At 44.0% G+C, this 20,748-nt stretch carries 12 protein-coding genes; 5 read left to right on the top strand and 7 right to left on the bottom strand.

Translation table 11 applies throughout. The features are described from left to right. Positions 1-722 precede the first annotated feature (722 nt). Together JL001_RS08535 and JL001_RS08530 are read right to left on the bottom strand one after the other, a co-directional pair. Positions 723-1,328: a hypothetical protein gene (locus JL001_RS08535; RefSeq protein WP_200975695.1), complete on the bottom strand. Its 606-nt coding sequence runs from the start codon at positions 1,326-1,328 to the stop codon at positions 723-725. 355 nt (positions 1,329-1,683) lie between these two features. Continuing rightward, entirely contained in the window at positions 1,684-2,889 is a 1,206-nt protein-coding gene (locus JL001_RS08530; protein WP_200975694.1) for a hypothetical protein, read from the bottom strand. A gap of 139 nt (positions 2,890-3,028) precedes the next feature. Between JL001_RS08530 and JL001_RS08525 the strand changes: the two genes are divergently transcribed. After that, complete coding sequence (locus JL001_RS08525; protein WP_200975693.1) at positions 3,029-4,189, top strand: 6-bladed beta-propeller; 1,161 nt, start codon at positions 3,029-3,031, stop codon at positions 4,187-4,189. A gap of 90 nt (positions 4,190-4,279) precedes the next feature. Further along, a complete protein-coding gene (locus JL001_RS08520) occupies positions 4,280-4,972 on the top strand; it encodes a hypothetical protein (protein WP_200975692.1) in 693 nt (230 codons plus the stop codon). Between the two features lie 221 nt (positions 4,973-5,193). Here the strand turns inward: JL001_RS08520 and JL001_RS08515 are convergent, their stop codons facing one another. From JL001_RS08515 to JL001_RS08500, 4 genes are all read right to left on the bottom strand, one after another. Next, positions 5,194-8,301, bottom strand: coding sequence for an efflux RND transporter permease subunit (locus JL001_RS08515; protein WP_200975691.1), 3,108 nt, complete (start codon positions 8,299-8,301; stop codon positions 5,194-5,196). Positions 8,302-8,573: 272 nt separating this feature from the next. Next, the gene (locus JL001_RS08510) at positions 8,574-11,606 is read right to left on the bottom strand and encodes an efflux RND transporter permease subunit (RefSeq protein WP_200975690.1); all 3,033 of its coding nucleotides are present in this window, start codon (positions 11,604-11,606) and stop codon (positions 8,574-8,576) included. Positions 11,607-11,609: 3 nt separating this feature from the next. Continuing rightward, positions 11,610-12,689 carry an efflux RND transporter periplasmic adaptor subunit gene (locus JL001_RS08505; RefSeq protein WP_200975689.1) on the bottom strand — a complete coding sequence of 360 codons (1,080 nt, stop codon included), beginning with the start codon at positions 12,687-12,689 and terminating at the stop codon, positions 11,610-11,612. 159 nt (positions 12,690-12,848) lie between these two features. Beyond that, positions 12,849-13,961: a DUF4221 family protein gene (locus tag JL001_RS08500; RefSeq protein WP_200975688.1), complete on the bottom strand. Its 1,113-nt coding sequence runs from the start codon at positions 13,959-13,961 to the stop codon at positions 12,849-12,851. Between the two features lie 738 nt (positions 13,962-14,699). On the opposite strand from JL001_RS08500, the gene JL001_RS08495 reads away from it, so the two are divergent. Next, positions 14,700-15,824: an OmpA family protein gene (locus tag JL001_RS08495; RefSeq protein ID WP_200975687.1), complete on the top strand. Its 1,125-nt coding sequence runs from the start codon at positions 14,700-14,702 to the stop codon at positions 15,822-15,824. A 124-nt stretch (positions 15,825-15,948) separates the two neighbouring features. Here the strand turns inward: JL001_RS08495 and JL001_RS08490 are convergent, their stop codons facing one another. After that, positions 15,949-17,073, bottom strand: a complete 1,125-nt coding sequence (locus JL001_RS08490; protein WP_200975686.1) for a redoxin family protein — start codon at positions 17,071-17,073, stop codon at positions 15,949-15,951. Positions 17,074-17,523: 450 nt separating this feature from the next. On the opposite strand from JL001_RS08490, the gene JL001_RS08485 reads away from it, so the two are divergent. Together JL001_RS08485 and JL001_RS08480 are read left to right on the top strand one after the other, a co-directional pair. Continuing rightward, the gene (locus JL001_RS08485) at positions 17,524-18,294 is read left to right on the top strand and encodes a class I SAM-dependent methyltransferase (RefSeq protein WP_200975685.1); all 771 of its coding nucleotides are present in this window, start codon (positions 17,524-17,526) and stop codon (positions 18,292-18,294) included. 107 nt (positions 18,295-18,401) lie between these two features. Continuing rightward, complete coding sequence (locus JL001_RS08480) at positions 18,402-20,747, top strand: DUF5703 domain-containing protein (protein WP_200975684.1); 2,346 nt, start codon at positions 18,402-18,404, stop codon at positions 20,745-20,747. The last annotated feature ends 1 nt before the right edge of the window (position 20,748 follow it).

Raw genomic sequence — 20,748 nt, 5'->3', positions numbered from 1 at the left:
TGATCACACTACAAATGTAAACCAAAGACTATTAAATTACAAAATACTCAATAAAAATTATTATTAATTAACAATTCAGCAACACAATAAGCTAATTATTAATTATTTTGTATTTTTCAGTTTTAAAAACAGAAATTGACAAAGCCAACCCCGAAACAAAATATTATTCCGAAAATAAACCATAACTCGACACAGAACCATTTATAAAATATCTGAAAAAAAGTTTTAACTACATTTATCCCGTAAAAACCGCAATCGTTTTCGGTAGTTTCCTCGTTTCAAATCAAACCTATTTTAATTCAATCATTGAAATAATTAGAATTCAGGATTTAATAGGAACTCCTACTTAAGTCTTATGCCAACTACTGGTGATAATGCATCTTATAATAGACCTAATGAAAATCATTCAATATTATTCAAGCCACAGATAAAAAGGAGGAACACAGATTTTATCGGAATTATAATCACATCTGTGTTGGCTTGCTTAGTAGTAAGACAGACTTCTATCTAAGTATTTCAAAAATTGTTTTAAGAAAGTAGCCCCATAAAGCTTATGACTGATTTATCACTCCCGCAGAAATCTGAATAAATCCAGTATTTTAATTCTGAATCAATTCATCAAAAAACGTAAATTGATCCAATAACGCCAACTCATAAACATGGACGCACAAAAAAGGCTGCCTATAATTAGACAGCCTCCAAATTCTTTGTTGGTTTTAGTTTTACAGAGCAGAAAGGTATTTTCCATCTCCATCTTCGTCTCTTACCTCAAATACAAGGTCATCAAGAGAAGCTACTTTTTCGAATTTGAATAGTTTACCGTACTTGTTTCCCTCAAAGGAATCTTCAAAGATCACATGACCTTTATCCATAATACGGATGTACTTTTTGTCTTCTCCTCTAGACTTCACCAAAAGCGCGACATTTTTTTCGTCAATCACTTTCACTTTGGTGAAATAATTGGATCCAGCAGACTTTTCTTTACCTAAGGTTACTTCGAAATTGTTAATGGTTCCTTGATCACGGGTAAACACCTCAATTTCATAATCACCTTCAGCCAAAGCAGACAAATCGTAGTTTTTCTTAAATTCTTTGTCTGACTTGATGATTTCCTTGTAGATCACACCCTTGTGTGAATTTTTGATCCTTACCATAACTTTTCCGCTTGGTTCGGTCAAAAATTTGAGCTGAACTTTCTTGTCCCCAATTTTCTCAAGGACCGCCTTAGCTTCTTTTTCTTCTTTCTCTAGGTCTGTGTGACCTGCGGTACGGGCTGTTGCACTGAGTGAAATGCAAAGCGCCATCATTGTTGCAATAATTAATCTCATGGTTTTAAAATTTTAAGGGTTAATAAAATAACTCTTTCAAACCTCCCAGCTGTCCGTCCGAACAGCCAGATATTACTGAGGCTAATTACTTTGGGCAGGTACTATTAATTAGTTAATCACGTGATTGTACCTCAAACGTAAATAAGAGATATTAAAATTGCAAATTCCACAACAATAAATATTCATTATTAACAATTTAGCAATAATCAGTAATTTGAAATAATAATTCAATATTCTCAACCCGAAACCGTTTGCAACGCATCCGAACCACAGTTTAAAGCACCATTTTCACTGATTATTTACAATATTCAAAATTTCACACCCGAAAAAATATTTTTTCCTACGGTTAAAAAAACTATTCCTTGATCCTGATTTTATAGAAAACATTGTAATCTCGCTCTATTTCCGGGTCTCCATTGTCATTCACAAATAAGACTCCATCTTCATCTGCGAAGTCCACAACGCCATGTACTGGCAGCTTGTCAATGACTCCTATTTGCTCACCATCTTTGACATAGATATAATAAGGCTTGGCATACTGATCATTTGCCTCTTGAAATTCCGGTAACTTATAGTATTCCTCACTTTTGGCCCGAAGCTCTTTGATAACATCTGATGGAATACGGGTATAAAAACCTACCAGATAACCATCTCCAAACACCCTCAAATCTGTAAATAAGGGATAATCATCAGACCATCTTTCAGCATTCAGGTCCACTTCCCGAGCCTCATCAGGCCTGTGACGGTGAGTCAGCCGCACAGTATCGATCAATATGGGCGCTTCGCCCATATAATCATAAATGAACAACTGATTGCCTACTGTGGGCAACAGGGCCATTTCCATGGTTTTTCTATTAATAGCCACCAAAGGGAAAGCCTGACCTACAAACCTTTCATTGGCCCTAGGCTCCCAAACCTCTGGGAAAGTAGTAATCATTTCCTGCTTTTCTTTTTCAATATCATAGTTAAATATGGTCTCGGCCAAGCTATAAAATTTAGGTCCCAACTCCTCGGCACTGATCTCCTTGTGGTCAAAAGCATTGGGTTCTTCCCCAATAATGTAGTTCTCAGTCTGTCCGCCAAATTTTTTGACATAAGGTGTAAATGTAGTCCTATTGCTATAAATGGAAATAGAGAAAAGCCCAGCTCTCTCTGCGGGAAGCTCTTTGATCTTCTTACCTTGATAATCAAATATATGATAGCCTGTCATTAGGTTTTGGGCGACCCACCGGCTATCATCCAACAACCTGTACCCCGTACCAAAACTCCCTATGCCGTCGGGACCATCATGGAGAATATCGAATTCTTTGATGACTGTCCCTTTCTCATCTACCAAAAGCGGTTGACGACTTTTGGTGTTTCTTAAAAGGTAATAACCCAAACTGGCCATATGATCATCCATCACCAAAGGTTCCAGCTCATCCACTACCAGTGAATCCACTACCTCCAGTTCAAGCGGTGAAGTGGGACCTTGTTCTTTTTTCTTTTCAGATGTATTACAGGCAAATAGCCCTAAAACTAAAGTAAGGGCATAACTATACTGAATATGTGGAAATTTCATAGTGATGGATAATATGATTTTTAAGAGAGTTACAAAACGATTGTATTTTAACAACAAGTTAAGAAAACGTATTAAAAATCTTTTAGTTTCAAAACTATTTATATAGTTTTTATATATTAACATACCTACATTTACTAATATGAAATATAATTCTGTCGTATCATTTTTCTATATCCTATTTATCTGCCTTTCCTGTGAAAAGCCATCTCAATCGGATGAAAACACCATCATCATTTCTTTGTCCGAGAAAAGAGAAGTCCCCATGAGTGAGATCATCAGCAAGATCGAATATGTTGCGCTACCTGATAATTTCAACTTCTCCTTTGTGGACGAAATCCTTTTTACAGGGGAGTCCTATTTCTTCTGTGACTTTGGACATACTTATAAAATAGCTATTCTTGATAAAGATTTTAATTTGACGGGAACCATCGAAAACTATGGAGAGGGGCCAGGTGAATACCAGTATATCACTGATGCCTGCATCAATAGTTCCTGGAAAAGCCTTGACATCCTTTCTAATCACAAGCTTCTTCGCTTTGATTTTAAGGGAAATTTTATCGAAGAATTCAAAGTGCCCTATAGTATTTCCAAGCTGGAGCACATTCAAAACGATAATTATATCATTCATATCCACCCTTGGGTAAAAAGCGTTGTAACTAAAAATGATGAATCCTTAAGCAACTATTTACTGTATCAGTGGAACGCCAATACAAATGATTTAACACCCATTTTGCCCAATCCTTATGAGGGGGAATTACCCTATATGAATGAACCTAATATCTTAAAAAAAGTAAATAAGGATTACTTCTTCACCAAATCATTTACCGATTCCATCTACTGGGTCATGGACAATCAAGTAGTCCAAAAATATCATCTAGAGTTTAGAAACAAACTGATCCCCATGAAGCTTTTACAAGAAAATGATTTGGTCGAATTACTGAACCAGCCCAGCACAAGAGAAAGGTATATTTATCATTTTGCAAGACTCTTTGTGAGCAAGGATTATATGATCACATCTTACCTGGAAAATGGCAACGGTACTTTAATTTATAATAGAAACACTGGAAAATCCATTTCGAGTACCAAGTTCAAAAACGATATTGACTTGGGACCGGAATACCTGCACCCCAGGTTCCTCCAGGACAACATTATTTTGGGCAACTTTTCTCCTGAATCACTGATGGAACATTATGAAAAACACCAAGAACAATTATCACAGGTTAATAATGCTTTCACCAAAATGGCCAAGCAACTCAACCGAGATTCCGGAAGTATTTTGGTAAAGTATCATTTGAAATAGCACCCTTCTATGCTTCAAAAAAGGCACAACCACCAAAGCCAACTTAAATCAGCGCAGGACGTATAAAACAGCATATAAATTCTTTGAAACATGAGAAGTCCTTTACTGTTTTTGCTCTTTCTATTGACATTTTTAGGTTGCCGATTACCCAGCCATGCTCAAGATTTTTACTTTGGAGCCACCCTTAGCCCGAGCATAAGCCATGGAGAGTTGAAAAAGGATGCTGGCACGCTTATTTTACCAAGCTTAGGCATAGATGTCCTCTATCAAGTTCCAGAAACACCCATATTCATTGGCTCTGCCTTGAGTTATGGCCAATATGGCACCAAGCTCACCATAGACCATGAAATCATTGATGGAGTAGAGCAAAGCTGGAGAATCCGTAGGAACAATAACTTTGTCACCCTATCAGGTATCGTTCGCGTGATGCCAGCACTACCTGGCATTGTCAGGCCTTTTATTGAGGGGCAATTAGGAGGGCTACACACCTATACCCGATCAAAAGTCAGGGAAGACCGGTTCTCCGAACCCTATTCTGAAGGAACGGAATTCTATGACTGGGCAGAGTTTTGGCAATTCGGAGCGGGTATGGTCCTAACTCCTAAAAGTTGGGGAAGGCTTTCCTTGGAACTAAGAATGGACTATCTCCATTCCGCCATCACGGAATACCTTACCAGTAAGGACACCTCCTACGATTCTGAGGGAGCGTATTACTTTCATCCCCGACGCAGTCCATTCGAGCTTCTCCGACCTGGTGTAGCTGTTAGGATATTACTTGATTGAGGCCACTTAGAATTTCTAAAAAGTTAATAATTCATAACCTAACTCAGACCTGAAGTTACTTGTATACTACCAGCCGTAATAAGGCGTAACCAACCATTATCTCTTTCTTATATCAACAAAAACTTAACTCCCCTTTTAACATAGTAATTGACACTCAACGTTTTCAACCTTTTAAATGACTAGACTCAAAGTCATTTGTCTAGCGTCTAATGTCTAAATTCTTATTGCTTCCTTCTCCCTTTTCTCCATAAAAACACGGGCAAAGCCAAAAACACCCCGACCATGCTGAAAACCAAGCCACCGATGGTGCCGATGGCCAGTGAAAACCAAAAGATCTCGTTTTGACCTTCCATGATAAAAGGAATCAGCCCAAAACAGGTGGACAGCACCGTCAGCAAAATGGGAATGGCCTTTCCGGCTACGGCCTTCAGCACATTACGGTTGTACACCCCAAAAGCTTCCCGGCTGTTGAGGTCATTGACAATGAAGATGGCGGCATTGACGGCCAAGCCTCCCAGCATCACAAAGGCAGCATAGCCCCCTTGGTCAAAGTAAAAGTCAAAAACCGAAAAGATCAGGAACAGGCCTATAAAGGCAATAGGGATCACGGCAATGATGTAGAAAGGCTGCTTCAAGTTTTCAAACAACACTGCGCAAATAAAGAAAATGGCCAAAATCAGCACCAAGAGCAAAGTATATTGCCTTTTGGTCTTGCCATAGCCCCATCCATAGGAGGAGGTTTCTGCAGAGTAGCCAATAGGCATACTCCTTTTCATCTCTTCCAGGACTTCCTCCAGGTATTCATTTCCGAATTTTCTGGAGCCCATATACTCAAAGGCAACGCGACGGATATACTGGCGATCCTCCTTGTGCAGGGAATTGGTGGTGGTTTCCTTGTCCAATGATCCAAAGCTGGACACCTTGAACATTCGCTCTTCACTGCCAATCAACGTAGTCTCCTCCAAATCATAGCGGGAAAAATCCTCAGCCGCTTTTTCCCGAACCATCACCCCATAATTTACCTCATCCAGGTTCAAATACAGGGCGGGGCCGCTGGGTTTGGATACATCCTGCAATGCCCCGATCACTTCATATTGGTTGGTACCTTGTAGAGCCAATTTTTGCTGATCAAAGCGCAGCACCAATTCCTCGGAGCTTTTTTCGCCATAGGACAAGCGTTCATTGGTATTGACTTCTTGAATCCTTTTATGTTTGAGTAGCTTTTCTGCCAGGACTTCTGACTGTCTTTCCAGTTCGTCAAAGTTATAGCCTTTCATCATCACCGTAAAAGAGGGAATGCCTTCTCCTCCCGGCCCGGCACTAAAGCCTTGCCCGACCCCATAAATACCCCAATTTGCCCCGCTCCAGTCCGTGGCTTTGACGGACAACCTTCCCTTGAGCTGATAAGGCACTGCTGAGTTTTCGTAGGCCTCTTTAAAGGTAATGGTGATAGAAGCTTGTTGTCCAGAAGAAACATTGCTGACAAACTTGTCCACCCCTTCCACTCCTATTAGGAACTCTTCAAATTCACGGACAATAAAATCCATTTGGTCCAAAGTATTGCCAAAAGGCAGGCGTACATTGACATATAAACGGGTCTGGGCAGCCTCCCGATAACCTGACTTCTCGAATACCCCACGAACAAACATGCGCAAAGAACCTCCCAAGGCCTTGTCCACATAAGGCCTGATATCCTCTTGGTAAACCGTGCTGCCTATGGTCTTGTTGTTCCATTCCTGTCCTTCCCATTTGGCCGGCAGGTAAAATATGGGCAGTCCAAAAAGCAGGACCAAGAGAATGATAAAAGTCTTTCGATAGTGGGCAGCAAAGCCAATGACCCTTTGGTACCTTCCAAACCACCGTACCCGTCTCCTCAGCTTGATAAAAGTAATTTTTCTTCCCTGCCCCACTTTGTCCCCAAAAAGCATTTGGTACATGGCCGGGGTAAACAGGAGGGCTACCAGCAGCGACACTGCCAGCATCACGGCCACCACCACCGCAAAGTCCGTCAGGTTCTTCTGATCATCTTCCGGCAATAAAAACACCATCAGCAAAGCGGCAATGGTCGTCAAGGAAGCCGCCAACAAAGCCAAAAAGACCTTTCTGTTTTTATGCTTGTGGAGGTGGTCGATCATGATGATGGCATTGTCCACGATCAAGCCAAAAGAAATGGTCAATCCCGCAATGGAATAGAGGTGCAAATGGGTCCCCAAAGCATAGAGGATAATGCCCGTGACACTTAGGTTGACCAAGATCCCCAAAAACAATACTGTCAGGTAACGCCAATTGCGGTTGATCAAAAAGATAAAGACCACCAAAATCAAAATGGAAAGCCCAGAGCGTTGATAGATCTTATGGAGCTCTTTGGACAGGTATTCGGTATCATCCTGCTCCAATCGCACATCATAATCAGCAGGCAACAATTCCGAAGCTTCTTCCATCGCCTGTTTAAGCTTTTGTGCCAACACTACCTTGTTGACCCCGGCGCGGCTGGTAATGCTCATGGTCACCGAGTTATTGCCATTGATGCGGTAATAGCGGTTCGGCTCTGCCTCCTCCAAGGTCAGCTTGGCCAGGTCGCGGAGGTACACTTCCTTGCCTCCTCTGGTAGTAATTCGCAGGTTTTCCAGTTGCTCCACATCAGTCAATGACCGATCCACTTGGATAAATAAGGCTTCACCCTGATGGTTCAGCGCCATCCCCGGATAACTGGTCCCAAAGGCACTGCGCAGCATGCCAGTCAACATGCCCCGGTTGACCCCATAAGCCTGCATTTTCTGGATGTCGTAGGTCACATACAGCTGCAGGTCATTGGCTCCGTAAACCTGGATTTCCTCCACTTCATCAAACCGGTTGATCACGGACTTCAGTACATCTTCCGTGACCTTTTTGATTTCAAAAGCGGCAAAGGGAGCATTGATGCTGTACTGGAGAATAGGAGGCTCATCATTGCGCTGGGCAGACTGGTAGATCAAAGGATAGCTGACCTTCCGGTCCAAAGAAGGGTAAACCTGCCTGATCAGCGAGGCCACTTCAAATTTCTTGAACTCCATGTCCGTATGCTTGTCGAAGCGCAGGGTAATCCGGCCATTGTTATAATTGGATACCGACTCAATCTTCTTGAGATCTGCCAGTTGGCTAAAAAGTCCCTCTAAAGGCGCTGTCCCCAGTTTCTCCACCAATTCGGGAGCGGATTGCCGCACGGAAAAAGAAACGGTCAATACCGGCTGCTGCTCACGAGGGTTGAGCTCCACTGTCAGCTTGGGCACCAAGGCAAAACCAATAATGGCAAGGACAAAAAACGATATGACTATTCTGAATGAATTCAATATTTTAGATGCTAGATGTTATTTTATAGATGTTAGACAATAGACTTTAGATTTGAGACATGTACAATGAGTATTGAGTCGTGAGTCGTGAGTATTGAGTACTTGTTGTCCATTCAGCTGCGCTGATGGACCAATTAAACCTGAGCCTGTGGCTCATTTGTCGAGCGAAAAGCTCTGCTTTAACTGTGCTGTCTACCATGGCGGATCGGCACAACAAACTCAGTTTTCTGATACTCAATACTCCCTACTTTGTACTCAATACTATCTACTCATTACTCCTTCCTACCTACCGCCCAATACGCCAATGGGACAAAATACAATGCCGTCAGGGTACCGATGGTCAGGCCACCGATAACGCTGTACACCAGTGGCCTTTGCAGGTCGGCTCCTAAGCCGGCACTGAAGATCACCGGTAAGAGGGCTAAGATCGTGGTAATGGAGGTCATCAGGATGGGTTTCAACCTGATTTCTCCTGCCTCATACAGGGCCCTGTCCAATACTTTTGCCTGCGACCATTCCTTTTCCTGTTCCTTATATTTTACCTTTAAGCGGTTGATGGTATCGATCTTCAGGATGGCGTCATTGACCATTATACCCAACATCACCACCAAACCAATGGCTGACATCACATTCAGGGAAGTCCCTGTCAGCCAAAGCACCAACAATGCCCCGCCAATTCCCAAGGGCAAGGTGAATATCACGATCATGGGCTGCACAAAACTTTCAAACTGGGCAGCCAAAATAAAATACAGTAGGAGCACCGAAACGCCCAGTATCCCCATCAGCTGCTTGACATTTTCCTGGTCCTTAAAGTACTGCCCAAAAAAGGAAACAGTCAGGCTTCTGTCCTTGCCCCATTGCTTTAAGTCCGGCTCCTTTTCCGCTGGGTTTTCCCCTGTCAACTCCAGAGATTGGTACACGCCTGTTTTGTCTGCCGTCACGTATTTATAGTGGTTCTCATAATTTACCCGGATAAAATTGGCCAAGGCATATCGCTGCCCCTCTTTGCCTTGCAGGTAGTTGTTATTGAGGATTTGCCCAAAATCATTTTTATTGCCTTGAAGCTTGATTGGGGTGACCTCATTGAAGTGCTTGATCTCATCGATGGGGTAATGGCCAAAGAGCTTCTCCACAGCCCCCGTCAGCGCACCGATCTCCACTTCATACAGGGCCAGCTTCTCCAGGTCAATACGGAAAATCACCGCTGATTCCTCTTGCAGGCCCGGTCCTTTTTTCCAATCCTGCAAAGGCAGTTTCTCCAACCAAGGGCCCATGGTGCTGGCCTCCACGGGCTGTTTGCTTTCCAGCATTTTCCAGCGCAACTCATAATAGGGGATACTGGCCTTGAACAGCTGGTCAAAGGCATTGGGGGCATCCTTGATCTCTATGCTCGCCATGGGGTAATTTTCAGTCAGGAGACCTTCCAATTGCTCCATCTGAGTTTCCTTGCTTTCCATGTTCTCAAAGTCCATGTAGACGGTAGCCTGCTGTACCGCATTTTCCCCATCAAAAAGCAAAAACTGCCTTACCCCTATATCTGCTTCTGCTTGCTCATATTGCCCCTCCAAGCTGGCCATGATATTTTTGATCCGGTCCCGATTTTGCTCCACCCCGATGGGCTCGTTCCAATCCACTTCCAGTACAGCATCTTTTTTATCGATGGGCGGCAAACCTGCTGTGGGCAGTGCCAGTCCAACCAGCAGAAAGAGCGGAATCAAAGCGAAAAGCAAGGCCAAGCTGAGCTTTCTATGGGCCATGAGTTTTTGGTAAGCTCCTTTGTATAGTTTGAGAATGGCCTTGAAAAAGCGACTGTCCTCCTTGTTTGAACTCCATTCCTGTTTGGCAAAAAACAGTTTGTAAAGCAAAGGTAAAAGTACAAAGGCTACCAGTAAGGACACAAAGAGAATAGCTGCCACAGATACTGCCTGGTCAAAAAACAAAGCTCCTGAAATCCCACTTAGAAAGACCAAGGGCACAAATACCGCTAAGGTTGTCAATACCGAGGAAATCAGGGCTGACATCACCTCATTGACCCCGGTCACACAAGCCTCAAATATGGGGAGGCCCTCCTGCCGCTTGCGGGTAATATTGTCCAGTACAATGATGGCATTGTCAATCAACATGCCCAGGCCCAGTGCCAGGCCACTGAGTGAAATCACATTGATGGAGATGCCAAAGGCATAAAAGACCAGAAAGCTGATCACCAAGGAAGTGGGCAAGCTCAGTCCAATGATAATGGGCATGCGGTAATTGCCCATAAAGACAAAGAGCACCCCAAAGGCAAAGATCCCACCAAAAAGCAAACTGGTCTGCAGGTTGCTGATCCCGGCATTGAGCAGGGTAGATTGGTCCTGGGTCATGGCAAAGTCCACTTGTGGGTAATCCTTTTTAAACAGCTCCACGGACGCCCTGACCTTTTCCATCAGTTCATTCATCTTCGCCGCAGCCTGCTTGTGGACCGTGACCACCAAGCCTTCCTGCTGACCATAGAGGTGGTAGCCCATGGTTTCGCCCATTTCATACTGCACTTGGGCCACTTTTCCCAGTGCCACTGTATGGCCATTCGCTGCACTGACCGGAAGACCCTCAATGTCAGTAGGGCTATCCACCCTGCTGGCCAGTCTTAAAAAGTAACGGTACTGCCCATCCTTTACGCTGATGCCGGGCAACTCGCGGTTGCCGGACTGTATGGCATTGATGACATTTTGCTCGGTCATGCCCAGTCCTGCCAGGACGGCCTTATTGGGCGTTACGGTGATGACCCTTTCCTGCTTGCCGTTGATGTCCACGAGAGAAATGCCCTGCAGCTGTTCGATCCTTTTCTTGAGGACATTTTCTGCCAACTTGGTCACTTCCGCATGGTCGATGCCTTCTTTGGGCGTCACCTGAATGCGGACCATGGGAATGTCATTGGTGTTGATGCGGATAACCTGAGGACGGTCCAACTCTTCCGGCAGGCTATTGGTCAGGCGATCGATCTTCTCGTTTACTTCGATGTAGGCCAGCTCCATGGAAGTGCCAAAGGCAAATTGCAGGCGGATTGTGCCCACTTCGCTGCCCGCCTTGCTTTCCATGTCCTCCAGGCCATTGAGGGTAAGCAGTCCCTCGCGCACCGGTAGCAGTACATTTTGCTCGATGGCCTCCGGGGAAGCATTGGGATAGCTGACCTTGACCACGATCTGGGGTACATCTATCGGTGGCAGCAGGGATATCGGAAGTTTGGTGAATGCTATCAGGCTAAAGACCATCAGGGCCAGGAAAACCATGGTCACTGCGATGGGCCTTGCCAATAAAAATCTGACCATGGGCTATTTATTTTCTTCTACTACCTGAACCTGGGCTTGGTGGCCAAGCTGGAGGTTATTACTGGTAATGACCGTTTCCCCATCCTTTACCCCATCCAGGATTTCGATTTCGCGACCATTGTCCTTGCCGACCTCCACATAGTTCCATTTGGATTCCTTACCATTGAGGGTAAAGACCACCGGTCTGCCAGAACGGTATACCAGTGCCTGTTTGGGCACTACAACACTGTTGGTCTGTGGGGCTCGGATGACGGCACGGGCATTCATCCCGGGAAGGAGCTTGGATGCGCCCGAAAGCTGTATCCCCACTTCTACCAGACCATTTTCGTCCACTTTAGGGTTGATGCTGCCGACCTTTCCGCTTAAGCTGCCTGCGCCTCCGGAAACCGGATAGACTTCTGCTATTTGTCCCAAAGCAATAAAGGGAATATCGGATTCCAGTACTTTGACATGGAGCTCCAGAAGGTTGGTGCTGAGGATTTCACAAAGCGCATCCCCGGCATTGACCAAGCTGCCCTGCTTGATCTTCAGGTCAGCCACCTTGCCGGATATCGGGGCCTTGATGGCCGCTTTGGCCAGTTCCATTTCTACCTCTTTGAGTTCGATCTCTGCGGACAATAAGCCACTGCTGGCCTTGAGCTGTTCCTCCAACATGGTAATCTGATCGGTATTTTCTCCTTCAAAGATAGTGGCATAGCCCAGCTTTTCACTGTTGTAAGAAGCCTGGGCATTTTTTAACTGGACCAAGGCCTTTTCCTTTTGGAAGATATTGTTGGTATTGTCGAGCTGGGCGATAAGGGTGCCTGCCTGCACGGACTGGCCTTCCTTGATGCCCAGTTCCTTGAGGTATCCCTGTCTTTGGATGATTACGGTCACCTGCTGGGCGGCCTCCACCTTGCCCGAGGCATTGATCAGGTAATCAAAAGAGCGCTTTTCTGCTTTGGCTACGGTGACCTTGGTTCCCGCTACCTCCTTGCGCATGGATTCTATGGGAATCTCCTCTGCTTTGTCTCCTTTGGTTTCGCAGGAAAAGAAGGCCGATACTGCCAGTAGTGGTAGAAAAAAAAGTGGCTTTAAGTTCATGTATTTAAAATTTTCGAATCCTTAATTAACTAAATTATTAAGTAAAAGAAAAGAAACTAGGGGGAGATATCAGATTTTAGATTATAGACGCTAGATTTAAAGTTATACCATGAATATCGGGACAATGCTTCATCATTACAAGCAACATAACCTAACTTGCTATTTAAACTTCAACACATCAAACTCCATAAAGTCTTCACCGGAAGCTGTGTTCTTTGGATGGGATGCATTGAGGTAAAGGCCATTTTTATTAACAAACCAATTGTTGAGTTCATAGGTATGATCCGGTAAGGGATAGCTGTAAAGGTATTGCAGCTGCTTATCAAAGACAGAAAAAATCATAGACTTCTCCATATTGCTGGGGTGCTCATACTTCGGATTGGGTGCGCCCCATTCCAACCTATATACCAAGTTGCGCCATGGGTCGGGCATCACCGTAAAATACCAGGTGCTTTGAAGCATATGCTGATCGTAGGCTTCGCTTGGAGCTTTATCTTCTAGCATCGCGACCGTTTCCGCTTCCGCTGTTTCCAAACCACTTGATTGGATAAGGGGCTCAGGGCCATTAGGGTCATATAGAAAAAGGGAAGAAGCATACTGGAAGTTATAAAGAATTTTACCCTGCCAATAACCATAGAAACCTATGTTTCGCATATAGCCCACCTGTCCTTTCCTGTCTTTAAATACCTGCGTATGGGAAATAGGTAGGTAAGCTACTTGGCTGTTCTTGATGTCCAGTGCAGCTACCAAACTCCCCTCAATAGGCTTTTTCTGGTTGATCAACGTAAAAAGTAATGTATGGTTTTCTGCTTGATAATTCAGCTTAAAGAACAAATTGCAAACAGGCATGCCATATTGTTTCACATCCACCAGTTCGAACAGATCCATAGACTGGGTCAATCTGCCCTGAAGATTGACGATTTGTAGTTTCCCTTGTTCGTATAAAAATATTGAATCCTGATTATGGTAATAGATGGACTTGATGTCACCGATCCCATTGGGACCTTGCTTTTCCAGAGGAACCACTTCTCCCGCTTTCTCGGCCACCAGGTCAAAGAAATTCAAAGCATGGGCAGGCTTATTGTATCCTACCAACTTTGGGATTCCCTGCTCCTCAAAAGCATGACTAATAGGATAAGTATTCAACTGCTTGTGGGTAATAGGGATTTTAATATGAGTGATTTCCACTTTTCCACTAAAAGTAGCTCGTTTTGACTTATGGCAAGAAGCTAGCATCAATCCCAAAAACAAAACATATCTCCATTGGATCATAAAAAAGCATTTAGTTCAAAGAATTATATGTGTATCCGTAATTTTGCACGTACTGGTTTATAGGCATAATATGGTATCGAAAAGTAAGGATGGCCCTTGGTGGGGCAGGTTTTAAGGAAAATGGGCAGGCTGTTAAGAAAATGAGCTAGCTCGCGTCGTGGAACAGCGAGATCCGCTCATTTTTAGGCCGGAACAGTTTTCTTAAAATTAAATTGGGATAGAGGATTCCTATATTAAAGATAAATCGGTATACCCAATTTAAATGCCTCACCACCGGCCTAGATTTTTGGTCCTTTTCATCAATGGAAAAGGACAGAAAAAGAATCATAAAAGCATAAACCAAAGAAAATATAGCTACGTGCAGCATTGCGAATAGTCATAAAGAATTATCAATGATTCAAATAGCCGAATTCCAGACACACTTAAAAATCAAAAAAGTTAAGCTTTCTTAAATAAGCTTAGTCTTAGCTATCACTGACAACCATTCCATAATCCACCGCCCATTACCCACATAATTTTATCCTTCATAATCAACACCTTAAGCAAGCAACTCCCAATACAACCCTGACCATTTCATTATTAAACTTTTAATACTAAACCTTCAAAACTTTTTTTATCATCAAAAATAACGCTTCCATAATCTAAATCATTTCAGATATCACCTAAAGCTATTTTTAACATTTAAAACAGATTTATTATGATTATTTTAGTATAGTCCAAACCAACCATACACAAAAAATGAAAATTTTTACATTAACCACTATTGTCTTAGTGGGGGCCATTAGCTATGCAACAGCCCAAAGTCAGCCCCCTCTAGAAGAAGCCCCTACTGAAAGCCCATCACCTGGAAAATGCTATGTAAAATGTATCACACCTGATGAATTCCAGGATGAGACGGTTACCGTGATCGTTGAGCCGGAGTACTCCGTGCTGGTCACTTACCCCGCCACCTACAAGACGGTGGAAGATCGGGTGGTCGTCAAGGAAGCTTCCAAGGAACTTAGGTATGTTCCTGCGCTTTATGAGACCATCGAGGTTCCCTACATTTCCAAGGAAGAGGCCCAAAACCTTAAGGTAATCCCTGCTTCTTTTGGTGATGATTTGGAGGAAGTAGAAACCTATCCCATGGTGGGTAGATGGGAATATCGCATACTGGAAGACTGTCCATCGGTCGACAAGGAAGACTGTATGGTCGCCTGCTATGTAGAATATCCTTCTAAAAGTGAAACAGTCCCCACCCAAACCTTGGTGGCCGATGCCAGCACCTCGCCGATTCCCATTCCTGAAGAAAATGCTACTTATAAAAAACAAGTGGTCAGAACTCCTGCCAGAATGGAAGAAATAGAGATCCCGGCAGAATATGCCACCATCACCCGCCAAGTGGTTGACCAGCCTGCCAGAACAGAAAAAGAGGTAGTACCTGCTGTGACCAAAACCATCACCAAAACCGTCTTGGTCAACAAAGGCGGCATGACCGTTTGGGAAGAAGTAGACTGCGAGCTGGTAGGCAATATCAACTTACTGCCTATCCTTTATGAGCTCAACAGTGCCAGGCTTACCCCTGAATCTGAAGATATCATAGATGAACACTTACTGGCCTTGATGGAGGATAGCCCAGCCCTGAGGATAGAAATCATGTCCCATACCGACTCCAGGGGAAGTGATGACTATAACATGTCCCTCTCTCAGCAGCGGGCGCAATCTGTGGTCAATTACCTGGTCAACAAAGGGATCAGTAGGAACAGACTGGTGGCCAAAGGCTATGGTGAAACCCGCCTGATCAATAAATGTGCTAATGGCGTGGATTGCCCTGAGTCCATGCACCATGAAAACAGAAGGACAGAGTTTAGGATTATTCAGTAGTCTCCGCCTCAATTAAATCAACCACATATTTACAGTTATAGTCTGTCAGTTAGGTAAAGGATATGCCTCTAATCATTTTTTTATGGTTAGGGTATATCCTTTTTAAATTTTCCAAAGAGGTATTCTATTGAAAAGCTGAAAATTCATTGACCAGGATCACTTCTACATCAGCTACTGTAGGCCGGATGGCAATGCCAAATTGATCCAGCAACTCACTTTTCATAAGGTCATCATAGAGGTAATGAAAGTTCCAATCCCGTAAGAGCTTATCTTTTCCTTGGTATTTGTAAAGTGTCTTTTTCTCTTTGGACAAAAGTCTGGCCAGGCTTTTGAGGCTTAAATTATCTCCTTCCATCCTACTGTTGCCTACCAAAAAATTCCCTTGTGGATTGCCCCAGTCGATCTGTTGGTCGTCCCAAAGTTTGGAGCGATCCACGATGTCAAGTTCTTGGATATTCATCTTTCTCGACTGCTTTTTAATCTCCAAACCAAACTGATCAGCCAATTGACGAACAATGTCATCAGGCGCTTCACTCCAAGTTTGATAAGGTGCTTTTAACATGACTTGGACATCAGGATATTCCATGACCACCTCAAAATCTGACACTTGGTAGAGCTCAGCCAATAAATGGGAAAGGTGGCCCTGAAAATCAATATACTGAGGTGTAAGCTCCATACGATCATAACAAGCCCCCTCACATAAATCTATTTGGACTGTACTGACAATTTCATCGGGCACCACTTCTTTATTGACCACTTGATAATTGATCAATTCAGCTAAATCTTTATTATTGGTGTTGGCTTCTCGTTTAAGAAACCTATCGAAATCTGCAGGCCGAAGGTCTCCCGGCTTCCCTTGCCAAAGGAGCTTACCCTTGGCGTTCAACACCACCACATGAGGACGACTGGTCACTTGGTATTTACTAAAAGTGTAATTCTCTGCATCTTGGAATACCGCCAGTTGGATGGGATGCTTCTTCAGGTGGGTACTGATGGTGCCATAATATTCATCGGACAGCGCCATAAAATAGACCTCCTCCTTATACAAATCCTGGTAAATCTCCATTTGCTTGGTGGCTGGGATGCATGGTCCACACCAAGTAGCCCAAAAATCAATCACCAGCAGTTTTTGATCTGCCAAGGGGGCTATCTGATTTTCACTGATCTTTTCAGCCACCTTCAAGCTTTGCGCATTGGAAAAGGCAACTGCCAGGCACAGACAGCCAAGAAAAGACATCAGGTATTTCATTTTTATATAATCTTGAACCCTACTACTATAGTCTATAAAAACGCTGATCTTTGCAAATAAATTATCCCAAATTCTACCATTTCACCAATTCTTAATCCCGGATTATTCATTAGCGATCGTAGTGAGGTCTGAAAGTGCAAGAAAATCAGTTAGTTTGGAGACATAGGCGTAGCATCGCTACGGTTATGTCGAAAACTAAAGCAAAGCGACTGATTTTAAAGCACTTTAAGGCCGGAATAGATAGGCTAATGCATATTTCGGGTTAATATACAAGCTTATTCCACAGCTGGGTCTAAATTGCATCATATTACTATCGGAATACACCTTTCTGTCCACTACCAAATGATATTGGCGAACCACTTGGTACCAACAAAAATGATCGGTGTGTTATTTTCATTCAAGGCATAAATAAAAGATTCCTTAAATTGGGCAAGCAACCATTTTTCGATCATGACACCATCAAACCCCACTTGGAACCCTAACCTCTATAATGACAAACATTCTTTTGTATTTGCTTATGGAGCACAGCTACTCGAATTATTGGCACCCCAAAAAGGAGAACGTATTTTGGACCTGGGTTGTGGTGCCGGGCAGCTTACCCATCAAATCAGCGAATCCGGAGCGAAAGTCATCGGGTTGGACCAATCGCCCGAAATGGTGGCCAAGGCCCAAAGTCTTTATCCGGCCATTGAGTTCAAGGTAGGCGATGCAGCAGACTTCAGCTTTGGGGAGAAGTTCGACGCCATCTTTTCCAATGCTACTTTGCACTGGGTCTTGTCGTATCAAAAGGCCATTCAGGCCATGTATAAAAATCTTAAATCTGGAGGACGGCTGATTGTGGAATTTGGTGGAAAAGGAAACGTGCAACAAATAGAGAGGACCCTGAAAGACACCTTGGCCAGGCATGGCTACCTCCAGCAAAGCCAAATCCAACTTTGGTATTTTCCTTCCATTGGAGCGTACAGCAGTGAACTTGAAAAAGCGGGTTTCCGGGTGACTTTTGCACAGCACTTTGACCGGCCTACAGCATTGGCTGATGAAGCTACAGGCATCAAAGACTGGTTGGCCATGTTTGGAGGAAAATTCTTTGACGGGGTCTCTTTAGTGGATCAGGAAATAATCATGGAAGAAGTGCAGCAGGCACTCCGTCCAAGGCTTTTTAGGGAAAACAAATGGTATGCAGATTACAAACGGCTAAGGATAATGGCCTTTAAGGATTAAGAAATTTTAAAATCCCCTTTCTTTCAGATCTAAACACCATTTAACAGCATAGCACAGGAAGGTCCCGCGGTTTGATTTTTCTATTTTGAGACCAGATTGAAGGAGCGATGAAGTTTGTATTTTTGACCTTATGTGGTTTGTTGTGTCTGGGCTTAGGGTCAAGCAGGGCACAGGACCTGTCCCATTATAACCCCGTTTGGAATTCTTTTAGCAAGAATGCCAGTGAGTCCATGCCACTAGGCGGTGGGGATATCGGCATGAATGTGTGGATGGAGGAGGGGGAACTGCTCTTTTATTTTTCCCGAAGCGGCACCTTTGATGAGCACAACACCCTATTAAAATCGGGAAGGGTAAGGGTCAGATTAACCCCCAATCCTTTTGATACCGAAAACAACTTCCGGCAAGAACTTCACCTGAAGGAAGGTTATATCTTGGTTCATGGTGGCGCTACAGAACAGCCCACCACCTTTAAATTATGGGTGGATGTGCATCAGCCCATTATTCATGTGGAGACAGAAAGTCAAAGCCCCCTTAGCATGCAGGTCAACTATGAAAATTGGCGCTATAAAAACAGGCCTGTCAAAGGGGCGGCCAATAATGCCAACTCCTACAAATGGGCTCCACAGGGAGAAATCATTACCTACAAAGACTCCGTGAAATTTGAGTCAAACGCTGTGCTTTTCTACCACCAGAATAGGGAAAACACTGTTTTTGATGTGGCAGTAGCCCAACAACAAATGCAATCAGTCAAAGACCAAATGATGAACCCACTCTCTAACTTGACCTTTGGAGGAAAACTAGTGGGAGAACATCTACAACCTGCCAAAACCAGCCAAGGGCGCTATCAAGATACAGATTTCAAAGCCTGGACTCTTACCAGTGAGAAGCCTGCCAAAAAACAAAGCTTTCAAATTTACTTGCATACCCAGCAAACCTCAGATCAGGCTACCTGGCAAAAAGGACTGGACAGCTTGATCTACGTACAGAACAAAAACACCAAGCAGGTCAAAGCTAGCTCTGTAGCCTGGTGGCGGGAGTTCTGGGACCGAAGCTTCATCATCACCGACCCAAACAAGGAGGCTACAAATGACACCATTTGGCAGATTGGCCGAAACTATCAACTTTTTCGCTATATGCTGGGCTGTAATGCCTTTGGAAGCTATCCTACCAAATTCAACGGTGGTTTGTTTACCGTCGATCCCATTTACACCAAGACAGACATGCCTTTCACACCGGACCACCGTAATTGGGGTGGGGGAACGATGACGGCCCAAAACCAGCGTTTGGTCTATTTTCCCATGCTCAAGACAGGCGATTTTGAAATGATGAAACCGCAATTTGATTTCTACATGAGGATGCTCAAAAACGCTGAATTGAGAAGTCAGGTGTATTGGGGGCACGGGGGAGGCAGCTTTACCGAACAGATAGAAAACTTCGGTTTGCCCAACCCTGCTGAGTATGGTTGGAATCGGCCTGAGGGTTACGACCCGGGCATGCAGTACAATGCCTGGCTGGAATACCAATGGGACACGGTCTTGGAATTTTGCTTGATGATGCTGGAACAGGAAAGGTACACAGGCGAAAATGTGGAAAAACACATTCCCTTTATAGAGAGTTGTCTTCGATTTTTTGATGAGCATTACCAATACTTGGCCAAGCAAAGAGGTGCCAAGACCTTTGACGAACAGGGTGACCTGGTACTTTTCCCGGGCTCTGCCAATGAAACCTACAAAATGGCCTACAATGCCAACTCAACCATTTCGGCCTTACAAACAGTGCTTGAACGACTGTTAGAATTGCCTTATCTATCGGCAGATCAGCAGGCACATTGGGGGGAGATGTTGGAGAGAATTCCTCCACTGAACTTTAGGGAAATAGAGGGGCACCAACTCCTTGCTCCTGCAAAGCTATGGGAAAGGATCAATAACACAGAAGTACCCCAACTTTACCCCGTTTTCCCTTGGGGCATTTATGGAATAGGCAGGTCCGATTTGCAGACAGCAATCAATACTTACCGCTATGATCCTGACGCCTTGAAATTCCGAAGTCATATAGGCTGGAAGCAGGATAATATTTTCGCCGCCAGGTTAGGCTTGACCGCAGAAGCTGCCCAGCTCAGCTTAAGAAAAATGGGGGATTCCGAAAAGCGCTTTCCTGCATTTTGGGGACCAGGCTTTGATTGGGTGCCAGACCATAATTGGGGAGGATCAGGCATGATCGGTATGCAGGAAATGCTTTTGCAAACCAATCAAGAGAAAATCTACCTTTTTCCAGCCTGGCCCATGGACTGGGATGTACATTTCAAACTTTACGCACCTTACCAAACTACCATTGAAGCAGTATTAGAAAATGGAGTGGTCAAAGAGTTGATCGTCCTTCCAAAGGAAAGGGAAAAGGATGTGGTAAATATGTTGGGCTGGAATTTGGAGCAAAAGCTAAAATTTAGCGAATAGC

It is taken from the genome of Echinicola sp. 20G (assembly GCF_015533855.1).
Lineage (GTDB): Bacteria > Bacteroidota > Bacteroidia > Cytophagales > Cyclobacteriaceae > Echinicola.
Note: the sequence above shows the minus strand (reverse complement) of the source record. Positions and strands in the feature narration are given on the sequence as shown.